The 14,097-nt window shown below is 65.5% G+C and carries 8 protein-coding genes; all 8 read left to right on the top strand.

Translation table 11 applies throughout. From position 1 onward, the window contains the following. Nucleotides 1–1,017: 1,017 nt before the first annotated feature. The gene (locus ACT9T4_RS04920) at nt 1,018–3,462 is read left to right on the top strand and encodes a TonB-dependent siderophore receptor (RefSeq protein WP_179538135.1); all 2,445 of its coding nucleotides are present in this window, start codon (nt 1,018–1,020) and stop codon (nt 3,460–3,462) included. Between the two features lie 200 nt (nt 3,463–3,662). Further along, on the top strand, nt 3,663–5,048 hold the full coding sequence (locus ACT9T4_RS04915) for a diaminobutyrate--2-oxoglutarate transaminase (protein WP_042556529.1): 1,386 nt from the start codon (nt 3,663–3,665) through the stop codon (nt 5,046–5,048). Nucleotides 5,049–5,154: 106 nt separating this feature from the next. Further along, nucleotides 5,155–6,891, top strand: a complete 1,737-nt coding sequence (locus ACT9T4_RS04910) for an IucA/IucC family protein (protein WP_499115825.1) — start codon at nt 5,155–5,157, stop codon at nt 6,889–6,891. Then, a complete protein-coding gene (locus tag ACT9T4_RS04905; RefSeq protein WP_499115797.1) occupies nt 6,884–8,098 on the top strand; it encodes a type III PLP-dependent enzyme in 1,215 nt (404 codons plus the stop codon). Before ACT9T4_RS04910 ends, ACT9T4_RS04905 begins: the two co-directional genes overlap by 8 nt. Continuing rightward, nucleotides 8,095–9,567: a DHA2 family efflux MFS transporter permease subunit gene (locus tag ACT9T4_RS04900; RefSeq protein WP_499115795.1), complete on the top strand. Its 1,473-nt coding sequence runs from the start codon at nt 8,095–8,097 to the stop codon at nt 9,565–9,567. The genes ACT9T4_RS04905 and ACT9T4_RS04900 overlap by 4 nt, the downstream gene beginning before the upstream one ends. A gap of 11 nt (nt 9,568–9,578) precedes the next feature. After that, complete coding sequence (locus tag ACT9T4_RS04895; protein ID WP_499115793.1) at nt 9,579–11,447, top strand: IucA/IucC family protein; 1,869 nt, start codon at nt 9,579–9,581, stop codon at nt 11,445–11,447. Continuing rightward, nucleotides 11,441–12,214 carry an HpcH/HpaI aldolase family protein gene (locus tag ACT9T4_RS04890; protein ID WP_499115791.1) on the top strand — a complete coding sequence of 258 codons (774 nt, stop codon included), beginning with the start codon at nt 11,441–11,443 and terminating at the stop codon, nt 12,212–12,214. Before ACT9T4_RS04895 ends, ACT9T4_RS04890 begins: the two co-directional genes overlap by 7 nt. A gap of 4 nt (nt 12,215–12,218) precedes the next feature. Beyond that, complete coding sequence (locus tag ACT9T4_RS04885) at nt 12,219–14,090, top strand: IucA/IucC family protein (RefSeq protein WP_499115789.1); 1,872 nt, start codon at nt 12,219–12,221, stop codon at nt 14,088–14,090. The last annotated feature ends 7 nt before the right edge of the window (nt 14,091–14,097 follow it).

Raw genomic sequence — 14,097 nt, 5'->3', positions numbered from 1 at the left:
ATCTCGACCTGTAGGAGCCCGCTTGCGGGCGAGCGATGCTGGCCATTCAGGTAAATCGGCACCGAACAACGGATCGCCCGCAAGCGGGCTCCTACGGTATTGGGGCGGTTGCGAGGTGAATGTACGCCGCCAATGCACTAGGCCCGCGGCCCCGGCAACCCGTGGAGATCGCGACCTGTAGGAGCCCGCTTGCGGGCGAAGCGGTGCTGGCCATCCTGGTAGATCGGCACCGAACAACGGATCGCCCGCAAGCGGGCTCCTACGGTATTGGGGCGGCTGCGAGCTGAATGTACGGCGCCAATGCACTAGGCCCGCGGCCCCAGCAACGGGTGGAGATCTCGACCTGTAGGAGCCCGCTTGCGGGCGAAGCGATGCTGGCCATTCAGGTAAATCGGCACCGAACAACGGATCGCCCGCAAGCGGGCTCCTACGGTATTGGGGTGGCTGCGAGCTGAATGTACGGCGCCAATGCACTAGGCCCGCGGCCCCGGCAACGGGTGGAGATCGTGACCTGTAGGAGCCCGCTTGCGGGCGAAGCGGTGCTGGCCATTCAGGTAAATCGGCACCGAACAACGGATCGCCCGCAAGCGGGCTCCTACGGTATTGGGGGGCGAGGTGAATGTACGGCGCCAATGCGCTAGGCCCGCGGCCTCAGCAACGGGTGGAGATCTCGACCTGTAGGAGCCCGCTTGCGGGCGAAGCGATGCTGGCCATCTTGGTAGATCGGCACCGAACAACGGATCGCCCGCAAGCGGGCTCCTACGGTATTGGGGCGGTTGCGAGGTGAATGTACGGCGCCAATGCGTTAGGCCCGTGGCCCCAGCAACGGGTGGAGATCGAAACCTGTAGGAGCCCGCTTGCGGGCGATGCGCTTGTGGCCATGGCAATCGTCAGCCAGCGAAAATCGCCCGAGAGCGGTTCCTGCGCATGGGGTGTGAAATTTCTTCCCGCGCGCTGTCCCTTTTTTTTCACTGGCCTGTCATGGGTAGTAAGTGAATTAAAAAGAGAGTCTTGCCAATGCCATCCATGACACGTCATCGGCCTCGTCTGGTGTCATCCATTTCCTACTCGACGGTATGCCTGAGCCTGCTGCTCGGTTTTGGGGCGGTCGCACCGTTCGCCGCTCATGCCCAGAGCCAGGAGCGCAGCTATAACGTGCCGGGCAGCGACCTGGGGGCCGCGTTGAGCCGTTTCGCCAGTCAGGCTGGGGTGAGCCTTTCCGTCGATCCGGCGCTGGTCAGCGGCCACAGCACTCAGGGGCTTTCCGGCACCTACAGCGTCGACGAAGGATTCGCGCGGCTGCTGCAGGGCAGCGGGTTGCGCCTGCAGCCGGTTGGTGCAGAAGCCTATACCTTGGTGCCAGCCAGCGAAGGCGCCTCGGCCATGGAAATTGCCCCGACGGCGATCAGCGGCGTGACCGATCCAGCCGAGAGCCTGCAAGGCGAGCGCTACGCCGGTGGCCAGGTGGCGCGCCGCAGTTCCCAGGGGCTGCTGGGCTCGCGGGACTTCATGGAATCGCCACTGAGCATGACCACCTACACCAGCGAGGCGGTGAAGAACAATCAGTCGCGTACCCTGGCAGACCTGACCGCCAGCGACCCGGCAGTACGCTCGACCAACCCGGCGGGCGGCCGTTTCGAGCAGTTCACCATCCGTGGTTTCAGCCTGTTCAACAGCGACGTGTCCTACGGCGGGCTGTACGGCATCATGCCGACGTACTCCATCGACATGGAAATGGCCGATCGTGTCGACATCCTCAGAGGCCCCACCCAACTGGTCAACGGCATCTCGCCGCGGGGCAGCGTTGGCGGCGGCATCAACGTGGTGCCCAAGCGCGCCACCGACAAACCGATCACCGAATTCACCGGCAGCTATGCGTCGGACAGCCAGGTTGGCGGCGCCGTCGATGTCGGCCGTCGTTTCGGCGAGGACAACCGCTTCGGTATCCGTTTCAACGGGGTGAAACAGTCCGGCGATACCGAGTGGGATCACCAGAAGGTCAATCGCGAAATGGCCGTGGTCGGTCTGGACTTCCGCGATGAGCGCCTGCGCCTGTCGATGGATATCGGCCATACCGAACGCGACACCGACGCGCCGCAGGAGCGTGTACTTGTCGGCGCCAACGCGCCGGTTCCCAGGGCAAACGATGTTCGCCACAACTATGCCCAGGCCTGGAGCAAGGCCGAAACCAGCGATACCTTCGGTGCCCTGCGTGGCGAGTACGATATCGACGATTCGCTGATGGTTTACGGTGCCGTGGGCGCGCGCAAGAGTAACCATGACTTCCTCCGCCACAACGTGTCGATCACCAACGCCGCCGGTGACTTCACCATCCAGCCCCGTGATTTCACCCGGGACGAAGACGTGCGTACCGTCAACGCGGGCGTGCGTAAATGGTTCCAGACCGGCCCGGTCAGCCATGAGATCAACCTGGCAGCCGATTACTTCTCCATGGACTTCGAGAACGGCGGCGGGCGTTACGCCAACCGCGCGGGCAATCTCTACAACCCGGTCGCGACACCTGAGCCAACCGTACGGACTCGTGATGACGCCAAGGTCTACACCGAGAACCGTTTCAGCGGTGTCGCGCTCTCCGACACCATGGGTTTTCTGGACGATCGTGTATTGCTGACCCTTGGCGCCCGCTGGCAGCGGGTCAAGGTCGACGATTGGGAAAACGGCATCAAGGGCGAGACCGGCTACGACGAAGAGAAACTGTCGCCGTCGGTCGGCGTGCTGTTCAAGGCCACCGACCAACTGTCGCTCTACGCCAACTACATGGAAGGCCTGAGCCAGGGCAAGATCGCTCCGTCGACCTCCAACAACGAAGACGAGATATTCGCGCCCTTCATCAGCCGTCAGCTCGAGGCCGGTGCCAAGTACGACATGGGCAAATTCGCCATTACCGCTGCGGTATTCCGCATCAAGCAGCCGGCCTACGAGACTGCCGCGCCGCAGGCAGGCCAAACGCTGGGCACCTTCGGCCCCAATGGCAAGCGCATCAACGACGGCATCGAGCTGAACGTGTTCGGTGAGCCCATCGAAGGCTTCCGTCTTCTCGGCGGTGTGATGTACATCGACAGCGAACTGAAGGACACCAACAACGGTGGCGTCAACGATGGCAATCGTGCCCCGGCGACGCCCAAGTACAACGCCAACCTGGGTGCTGAGTGGGACGTGCCGACCCTCCAGGGCCTGACTCTGACCGCCCGTGGCATGTACAGCAGCTCCCAGTATCTGGATCAGGCCAACTCCAAGGAGATCGACTCCTGGGAGCGCTACGACGTAGGCGCTCGCTATGCCTTCAAGGTCGACGAGACCGATGTCACCTTGCGCGGCACCGTCGAGAACGTGTTGAACAAGCGCGACTGGATTTCCGCCGGAGCTTCGGATGACAGCGAAGCTGGCCTGACCATCTCCACCCCGCGCACCTTCATTCTGTCGGCGACCCTCGGGTTCTGACAGTTCGTAGCACCTCTGCGGTGAACGCCCGTGTACCGGGCGCTCGCCGCACACAATAAAACCAACCATTCAGGGATGAAGCGGGAAGCCTCGCAGAAGGCTGCCCCGTGCTTTGCGTGACCTGCCATTGACTGATGAGTGCAGTGCTGACGACTTTCAACGGCTCCAACCGGAGCCTCGAACAGATAGAGGCGAGCACCATGTTGAGTGAACGAGCGATACCATTGGACCGATTCCAGCGCGATTCGGCCCACAGCAACAACGCGGATTACCTGGAACGCCAGGAACGATTCGAATCCAACGTGCGCAGTTACCCGCGCAAGCTGCCCCTGGCCATTGCCAAGGCGCAGGGCGTGTGGGTGACCGATGTCGAGGGGCGTCGGTACCTCGACTGCCTGGCCGGCGCAGGAACCCTGGCGCTGGGCCACAACCACCCAGCCATCGTCGACAGCCTGTCGAGCTTTCTGGCTTCCGGGGTGCCCATGCACACCCTGGACCTCACCACGCCGCTGAAGGATGCCTTCAGCGAGACCCTGCTCGGCGTGCTGCCGAGCCAGGGCTATTGCCTGCAGTTCTGCGGCCCCTCGGGTGCCGATGCCGTGGAGGCCGCGCTCAAACTGGCCAAGACCGTTACCCGGCGCAGCAACGTGATCGCCTTTTCCGGCGGTTACCACGGCATGACCCATGGTGCCCTGGCAGTGACCGGCAATACCGGCCCGAAAGATGCCGTGGCCTCGCTGATGCCCGGTGTGCAGTTCATGCCGTTCCCCCACGAATACCGTTGCCCGCTGGGCATCGGCGGCGAGGCTGGTGCCCGTGCGCTGTCCTACTACTTCACCCAGTTCATCGAGGATGTCGAGAGCGGCGTTTGCCTGCCGGCTGCGGTGATCGTCGAGGCGGTGCAAGGCGAGGGCGGGGCCAACCCGGCCCCCAATCAATGGCTGCGAACCCTGCGCGAGGTCACCCGGCGCCACGGCATCCTGCTGATCCTCGACGAGGTGCAGGCCGGCTTTGGCCGCACCGGACGGATGTTCGCCTTCGAGCATGCCGATATCGAGCCCGACATCATCGTCATGTCCAAGGCGGTCGGCGGCGGCCTGCCACTGGCGGTACTGGCCATCAAGCGCGAGTTCGATGCCTGGCAACCGGGCGCCCATACCGGCACTTTCCGCGGCAACCAGATGGCCATGGCCAGCGGCATGACCACCCTGCAGATCATTCAGAACGATGCCCTGGCCGAGCAGGCCCGGGTGCGTGGTGACTGGCTGAAAGAGCGCTTCGATGCGCTGCGTGAGCGCTACCCGGTGATTGGTCAGGTGCGTGGTCGCGGGCTGATGCTCGGCCTGGAAATCGTCGACGAGCGTCAGCCTGCCGACGCGCTGGGCGCCCACCCCATGGATGCTGCGCTGTCGGCTGCCATTCAGAGCCACTGCTTCAGGCAGGGCCTGCTGCTCGAACGAGGCGGGCGCAATGGCAGCGTCATTCGCCTGCTGCCGCCATTGATCATCGACGAGGCGCAGTGCAGTGAAGTGATCGTCCGTTTCGAGCGCGCGCTGGACGCCGCGCTGGGAGGTGCCCGTGGCTGATCTGTCTGCACGCGCCGTGCGTGCCTACCCAGACCTCGATGCCCAGCCGAGCGACGTCACTCGCATCGACTCCGTGCGTGCCAGCCTGGCGCGGGTGGTCAGTGAAATGGCCGCCTCCCACGCGCTGCTCAACTGCCTGATCAAGGAGTTCGCGCTGCCGGAGAACTGCGCACGTTATGCCTGGCCTTCCCATGTAAGAGGTATCGCACCCGCCAGCTACCTGCGCGCCATTCAGGGCAAGGGCATGCCGCTGGTGATCGATCTGCCGCAAAGGCGGCAGTTTCTGGTGCTGGTGGATCGCCGCGATCCGCTCGGCAGCCAGCGTTACCTGAGCGACGTGTACACGCGCCAGGGCGATGCCGACTGGCGTTGCCCGCCGTTCGCCGAATTCGCCGCGCAACTGCTGGAGGCCTGCCAGCAACTGACCGGCTCGCGCAACGACGAATTGCTCGAACAGGTCATGCAGAGCCAGGGCGTTACCGCGGCCATCGTCGACAGCGCGCTGCAGGCGCAGGACCAGCACCCGCTGCGCGACTACCTGGCCAGCGAGCAGGGACTCTGGTTCGGCCACCCCAACCACCCGGCACCCAAGGCCCGGCTGTGGCCCGACCATCTGGGGCAGAAGACCTATGCTCCGGAGTTTCGCGCCCGGGTCGCGCTGCATGTTCTCGAAGTCCCCCGTGATGGCCTGCAGGTGCGCGGCAACGGCCTGAGCGATGAGCAGGTACTCGAAGGTTTCGCCAGCCAGGGCCTGGCACGCAGCGGGCGTGCGGCTATCTGTCTGCACCCGGTGCAGGCGCAGCTGTTTCTCGCCGACCCGCGGGTCAAGGCGCTGATCGCCCGTGGCGAGATCGTCGATCTCGGCCAGAAGGGCCCGTTGGCCAGCCCCACCGCCTCGATGCGTACCTGGTACGGCGAAGGCCGCGGTTATTTCCTCAAGGGCTCGCTCAACGTGCGCATCACCAACTGCGTGCGCAAGAACGCCTGGTACGAACTGGACAGCGCCATGCTCATCGACCGTCTGTTCACGCGCCTGCAGCGCGAGCACAAGGCCAGCATCGGCGGCGCTACCCTGGTCAGCGAGCCGGGTTCGCTGAGCTGGGCCCCGGCGCAGAGCAGCGCCGAGGACAGCCACTGGTTCCGCGAGCAGACCGGCGCCATCCTGCGCGAGAACTTCTGCCGCTACGCACCGCCCGAATCCTGCCTGATGGCGGGTACGCTGTTCGCCAGGGACCTGCAACTGCGGCCGCTGATCCATGGTTTCCTGCAGCAGGGATCGAAAAAGCCCAGCGACGACCATCTGCTGGGCTGGTTCGAGGCCTACCAGGCGCTGTTGCTGCGGCCGGTGCTGTCGCTGTTCTTCAATCACGGCGTGGTGCTCGAGCCGCACCTGCAGAACGCGGTACTGGTCCACGACAACGGCTGGCCAGCGCAATTGCTGCTGCGCGACTTCGAAGGCGTGAAGCTTACCGACGATCTGGGGGTGAGCTACATCGAAGAGGGCGTGCAAGAGCGCGTTCGCCAGTCGCTGACTTACTCGCGGCAGCAGGGCTGGAAGCGCATCAGCTACTGCCTGTTCGTCAACAACCTGTCCGAAGCGATCCTGGCACTGAGCTGGGACCGCCCGCACCTGGCGGCCAGCATGTGGCAACGGGTCGAGCGCCAGTTGTTCGCGCTGCGTGGTGAACTGGCACGGCCAGCACCGGAGCTGGACGCGCTGCTTGCCGGGGAACCGATAGCCTGCAAGACCAACCTCAAGGTGCGTCTCTCGGCCCAGGCCGACCGGCATGCCGGTTACGTACAGCTGGTGTGCCCGTGGGGCGAGGGGGCAGCCCATGGATAAGCTGCCCACGACAGTGCTCGACGCCATCGAGCAGGCCCGTAGTCGCGCGGCGGATCCCCTGGCGGTGTTCGTCTACGACCTCGATGCACTGGCGCGGCATGTTCGCGAGGTGATGGCCGAGCTACCGGCGGGCGTGGAGCTGTATTACGCGATCAAGGCCAACAGCGAGGCGCCGATCCTGCAGACGTTGTTGCCTCTGGTCGACGGCTTCGAGATCTCCTCCGGTGGCGAGATCGAGCGACTGCAAGCGGCCGCCAGCGACAAACCCTTCGTGTTTTCCGGCCCCGGCAAGCTGGACTCCGACCTGCGTGCGGCGCTGAACCATGGCGTGGCAGCGATCCACGTCGAGAGTCTCGGCGAGATCGACCGCCTGCAACGCATCGGCGCAGAGCTCGGCCGTGTGCAGGCGGTGTTCATCCGCATCAATCCGGAACTGCCGGCCACGCTTTCCAGCCGCCTGGCCATGGCCGGCACCGCGACGCCTTTCGGGTTGGACGAGGCCGACGTGCCTGAAGCGATCAGGCGGGTGGAAGCCTGCAGCCATCTGCGGCTGGAGGGCTTCCATGTGCATGCGATGTCCCATCAGCAGCAGGTGGAGCGCCACGAGCAGTTGCTCGATCTGTATCTGCAGCGCTGGACGCAATGGAAGGCCCTGGCCACGCGGCCTGGGACGATCACTCACCTGAACGTCGGCGGTGGCATCGGGGTGGACTACCTGAGCGGCGAGCGGTTCGACTGGGCGCGCCTGTGCCGCCACCTCGAGCAACGCCTTGGGGCGTTGCGCGACGCGCCGCTGGTACGCTTCGAGCCGGGGCGCTTCATCAGTGCGTTCTGCGGCTACTACGCCATCGAGGTGCTGGACGCCAAATCCAGCCACGGCCAGCATTTTCTGGTCTGCCGCGGCGGCACCCATCAGTTCCGCCTGCCGGTCGCCCAGGGCCATGACCACCCGGTGATCCATCTGCCAGCGACAGGCCGTGCACCGAGCGGTGCGCCTCGGCCATGGACCATCGTCGGCCAGCTGTGTACACCCAAGGACGTGCTCAGCCGTGGTCGTCAACTGGTCGATGCCGCCGTGGGCGATCTGCTGGTGCTGCCGCTGGCCGGTGCCTACGGCTACAACATCTCGCATGCCGATTTCCTCTGTCATCCGCGGCCTGAACAGCTGTTCATCGGGGCCGAGGGCCGCCGCGGAGGTGCTGGATGATGGCGCCGGCACGGGCTCCCGTCGTGGCGTCGCGCCGGCTGGTAGTGGTCGCCGTGATCCTCGGTACCACCACCGTGAGCCTCAACAACACCTCGCTGAATCCGGCATTGCCGGCCTTCATCGAGGCGTTCGAGCTGGGCCCGGTGATGGCCACCTGGATAGTCGCCGCCTTCATGGTGAGCATGGGCATGACCATGCCGCTGACCGGCTACCTGGCGCAGCGCGTGGGCCGCAAGCTCATGTACCTGGCCGGCCTGGCGCTGTTCGTGGCGGGCTCGCTGCTCGGCGCCATGGCCGACTCCATCGCCTGGGTGATCACCGCGCGGGTGGTGCAGGGCATCGCCAGCGGGCTGATGATTCCGCTGTCGCTGGCGATCATCTTTTCGGTCTATCCGAAAGGTGAGCGGGGTGCGGTTACCGGCCTCTGGGGCGCTGCCGTGATGCTCGCGCCTGCGGTCGGGCCACTGTGCGGCAGCCTGGTGCTGCAGGGGTACGACTGGCGTGCGCTGTTCCTGGTCAACGTCCCCATCGGTCTGCTGGCCTTCGGCCTGGGCGTCAACGTGCTACCGAGGAACGAGGCAGGGGCGGGCAAGCCGTTCGATCTGACCGGCTACCTGCTGGTCGCGGTCGGTATCGGCGTGCTCATGCTCACCGTGGGGCAACTTCGCCACATGCAGGCCCTGCAGGATCCGCTCAACCTGCTCGGTCTGCTGCTGGCGGCGGCTTGCCTGCTGGGGTTCGTCAGGCATCAGTTGCGCCACACGGCGCCCCTGCTGGAGCTGCGTATCTTCGCCCTGAAAGGCTACCGGTCGAGCGTGATCATCGCCGTGGTGCAATCCATCGGCATGTTCGAGTGCCTGGTGCTGGTGCCGCTGCTGGTGCAGATGGTGATGGGCCACAGTGCCATCTGGACCGGTATCGCGCTGCTCTGCACCGCCTTGTCGGCGAGCTTGTTCGGTCACTACGGCGGCAGGCTGCTCGATCGCCATGGGCCGCGGGGCATCGTTTCGCTCGGCTTGCTGCTGACCGGCCTGGCGACCTTCGCCCTGGGCACCGTCGACCACGATGTCGGGATGCTGGCCATCTGCCTGCTGATGGTGGTGCGCGGTGCCGGCCTGGGGCTGTCCTACATGCCGGTGACCACCGCCGGGCTGGACGTGCTGCCGGAGGCGCTGATCACACAGGGGGCGGCGATGAACAACATCTCGCGCCGTCTGCTGTCGTCACTGGCCATCGTGCTGGCCTCGCTGTGGCTGCAGATTCGCCTCGGCGATGAGTGGGGGGCAGCCCATGCTGGCGCGGTGCACTCCGGGGCAGCCCAGGCCGGTACGGCCAGCGCCATCGGCGAAGTGTTCATCGCCACCGCGGTTTTGATCCTGCTCGCGCTGCCGTTCGCCTGGCGCTTTCCGCATTCCCCTTCCAACGACCCGGTCGAGCAAGGCTCGGCCCTGTCCGAACACCGTTCATGAGGTGTCTATCCATGTCTTCCTTTTCTCCACTTCGTTTGCCCGAACTCATCGCCCATGCCCACGGCTGGCTGACTCCAGCGGACCCTCAGCGCTACCGCCAGGTGTCGCAACGGGTGATCGGGCAACTGCTGCAAACCCTGCTCTTCGAAGATGTCCTGAGCTATCGCTGCGAGCCACTCGCAGACGGCCGCCAGCGCTTCATCGTCGAAGGGCGCGATGAGCAAGCCCAGGCCGTGGTCGAGTACCGCTGCCTGGGGCTGCTCAGCGACAGTTTCGCTATCATCCGTCTGGATCCGGCCACCCTGCAGCGTGTCGATGCCCAGGGCCAGACCAGCCAGCCGGATCTGCACCAGGCGCTGGCGGAACTGCTTGGCGCCCTGGCCGACGGCCCGCACATGCCACGCTTCATTCAGGAACTGGAGCAGACGCTGCTCAAGGATCTGCAGTCGCGCACCCAGAGCTACCGGCCCGCCGCAGCGCCGCACACCCTGGATGCCGATACCCTGGAGCGGCATTTCATGGATGCCCACAGCTACCACCCTTGCTACAAGTCGCGCATCGGCTTTTCCCTGGACGACAACCGTCGTTACGGCCCCGAGTTCGGCCAGCCGCTGGCCGTGGTCTGGCTGGGTATCGCCCGGCAGCTGGGTTCCGCCAATGGCTCGCGGGGTGTGGATCTGCAGGCGTTCCTGACGGATGCATTCGGTCAGCAGCGCTGGGCCGAGATCGACCGCGCATTGGCCGAGCAGGGCCGCTCTCTGGACGATTACTGGCCGATCCCCGTGCACCCCTGGCAGTGGGAGCAGGTCATCGTGCCGACCTTCCAGGCCGAGCTGGCGAGTGGCGAGCTGCTTTACCTCGGCACCTCGGCGGCCGATTACCGGGCTCAGCAGTCGATCCGCACGCTGGCCAACGTCGAGGAGCCCACCAAGCCCTACGTGAAGCTCGCGCTGAGCATGACCAACACCTCCAGCACGCGCATTCTGGCGCGGCACACGGTGATGAACGGGCCGATCATCAACGACTGGCTGCAACAGCTGATCGCCACCGACGCCACGGCCCGGGAACTGGGTTTCGTGGTGCTTGGCGAGGTCGCCGGGGTGAGTTTCGACTACGCCCAACTGCCGACCATCCGGCAAAGCCAGGCCTACGGCACCCTCGGTGCGATCTGGCGGGAGAACCTCAATACGTACCTGAAACCGGGCGAGCAGGGCGTGCCTTTCAATGGCCTCAGCCATGTCGAGAACCGCTACGGCGAAGGTGACCAGCAGCCCTTCATCGATGCCTGGATCGCCCGCCATGGCCTGCACGCCTGGGTGCAGCAACTGCTGCGGGTCAGCGTGGCGCCCATCGTGCACATGCTCTATGCCGAAGGCATCGGCATGGAGTCCCACGGCCAGAACATCGTGTTGATCCACCGTGACGGCTGGCCGGAGCGTATCGCCCTCAAGGACTTCCATGACGGCGTGCGCTACTCGCCTGCGCACCTGGCCCGCCCGCACCTGGCGCCGCACCTGGTGCCGCTGCCCGAGAGTCACGCGCGGCTGAACCGCAACTCGTTCATCCTCACCGAGGATGTCGATGCGGTGCGGGATTTTTCCTGCGATGCGTTCTTCTTCATCTGCCTGGCCGAGCTGGCGATCTTCCAGCGTCAGCACTATGGGCTGGAAGAGGGCGAGTTCTGGCGCATGACCGCCGCCGTGGTGCTCGACTACCAGCGCGAGCACCCGCAACACGCAGCGCGTTTCGCGGTGTTCGACGTGTTCGCCGCCGAGTACGAAGTGGAGGAACTGACCAAGCGCCGGCTGCTCGGTGACGGTGAACGACGCTTCAAGCGGGTGCCCAATCCACTGCACATCCATGGGCCACGCACATGCTGAGAACCAATCGACTCAAGGCGCAACTGGCCACGGGCGAGGGGACCCGTGGCCTGATCGCGTCGATTCCCTCGCCGGCATCCATCGAGCTGATCGCCGAAGCCGGCTACGACTTCGTGATCATCGATCTGGAGCATGTGCTGATCAACCCGGAAACCGTCGAGCACATGATCCGCACCGCCGAGAGCTATGGGCTCACGCCCCTGGTGCGGGTGCCGGACTTCGACCGCAAACGCATGCTGCGGCTGCTCGACGGCGGCGCCCAGGGCATCGTTCTGCCCCAGGTGGAACGGCCGGAAGACCTGAGCGCGGCGATCCGCGCCTGCAAGTACCACCCGCTGGGCGAGCGCAGCCTGAATGCCGGTCGTCCCGGTGCCTTCGGCAAGGCCAGCCTGGCCGAGTACGTCACCCAGGCCAACGGCCAGATCATGGTCGTGGCCATGATCGAGAGCGTCGAGGGCGTGCGGCGTGCCGCCGAGCTGGCCGCAGTGCCGGGGCTGGACATGATCCTCGAAGGCGCTGCCGATCTTTCCCAGTCGTTCGGCACGCCCTGGCGTATCGACCAGCCCGCCGTGCAGGAAGCGCTGATCGATACCTGGCGCGCTGCCCAGGCTGCCGGCATCCCGTACTGCGCCATACCACGCCAGCCCGATGACCACCTGCGGTGGCTCGAACGCGGCGTCAATACCTTCGTGCTGGGCGACGAACGCGGCATCGCGTTCCGCGCCCTCCAGGCCAGACTGGCCGCCACCTCGACGAGAGGAAACTGATCTCATGACCACCACCAAGCAAGCCATCGCCAACGATCTGGTGATGCAGGACCTGATCGACTGCCTGCTCGCCGAAGACTTCTTCGGCACCCTCGACGCCAACCTCACCGAGCCTGCCGCCTGGCGTGCCGCTCAGCCCGACTCGCCTTTCGCCAGCGTGGAGGCGCCGCACAAGATCTGGCACTGGCACTACGACCCGGCCGAGCAGCGCGGCCTGGCGGTCGCCCTGCGGGCCGGCATCACCCAGGCCTGGGAGAAAGTGCCGGGAACCCCGGTGCTCGACGTGCAGGGCGGCAGCACCCGGCAGCTGAGCCCCGACGCGTTCATGGCTCTGGCCCTCAAGGGCGTGAAAGTCGATGCGGTCGATAACGACAAGGGCATCGAGCTGTTCATGGACGTGCTGCGTACCAGCGTCCGGCAGACCGCGCTGTCACTCGACCATCAGGTGCCTACGGGCGGCCTGCTGGAGAAGGACGGTGCCGCGTTCTTCCTGGCCATGGAGCAGTGGGGCTCGCTGCGCGATCGCCCGTTCCATCCCCTGGCCAAGGCCAAGCAGGGCCTGGACGATGCCCAGTACCGGCAGTATCAGGCGGAGTTCGACCAGCCATTAGCGCTCAACTGGGTGGCCGTGGCCAAGGGCAGTCTGACCTTTGGCGATGGCGTCGACGGCCTGGACAGCTGCCAGCCAGCCCACTACATCCTCGATACCGAGCAGCGCGCAGACCTGGATGCCGAATTGCGTGCCCTCGGCCTCGCTGACAGCCATGTCGCCCTGCCTGTGCACCCCTGGCAACTGGAGCGGGTGCTGCCTGCGCAACTCGGCGGCGCATTCGAGCGGGGTGATTGTCACCGTCTGAACTTCCAGAAGGGCAGCTTCAACCCCACGTCCTCCCTGCGTTCCCTGGCTTGCGCGGCGGCGCCGGCCGATCACATCAAACTGCCGATGGCCGTCTATTCGCTGGGCGCCTCCCGTTATCTGCCCGCCGTGAAGATGATCAACGGCGGGCTGAGCGAAGCGTTGCTGCGCCAGGGCCGGGAGCGTGACGAGGTGCTGCGAGAAACCCTGCACATCTGCGACGAAAGCAAATGGTGGGGGTACATGCCTGACGGCGGCACATTGTTCGACGAGGCGCCGCGGCACCTCTCGGCCATGGTTCGTGGCTATCCGCCGAAACTGCTCGCGGACCCCGCCAAGCGCCTGCTGCCCATGGCCGCGCTGGGCACACCGTTGCAGGACAGCGACCGGCATTTCTTCGACGACTGCATCCGCCAGCGCGGTCTGCCTGCGGGCCCGTCCTCGGTGCTGCAGTTGTTCGGCGAGCTGTGCGAGCTGTTCTTCGACGTCAACCTGCGCATGTTCCGCCTCGGCATGCTGGGCGAGGTACACGGCCAGAACGCGGTGCTGGTGTATGACGCGGGCACGGTCAGCGGCCTGCTGCTGCGTGACCATGACTCGCTGCGCCTGTACGTGCCCTGGCTGGAGCGCAATGGCATGCTCGACCCGCAGTACCGGATCAAGAAGGGCCACGCCCAGACGCTCTACCACGAGCGCCCCGAGGATCTGCTGTTCTGGCTGCAGACGCTGGGCATCCAGGTCAACCTGCGCGGTATCATCGACACCCTGGAGCGAGTCTACGACGTGCCGGCCGTACAGGCCTGGCGTGTGCTGCGTGACGCGCTGAACGGACGAATCGCCGCCGTGCCGTTCGACGACCAGGCCCGTGCCGTGTTGCGTGGCCAGTTGTTCGAGTCCGCCACCTGGCCGCAGAAACTCCTGCTGCGCCCGATGATCGAACGAGCCGGTGGGCCGGGCAGCATGCCGTTCGGCAAGGGGCTAGTCGTCAATCCATTGAATAGGATCGAGCTTGGAAGGTAATAAGGGA

This window comes from Pseudomonas sp. SZ40 (assembly GCF_052958135.1).
Note: the sequence above shows the minus strand (reverse complement) of the source record. Positions and strands in the feature narration are given on the sequence as shown.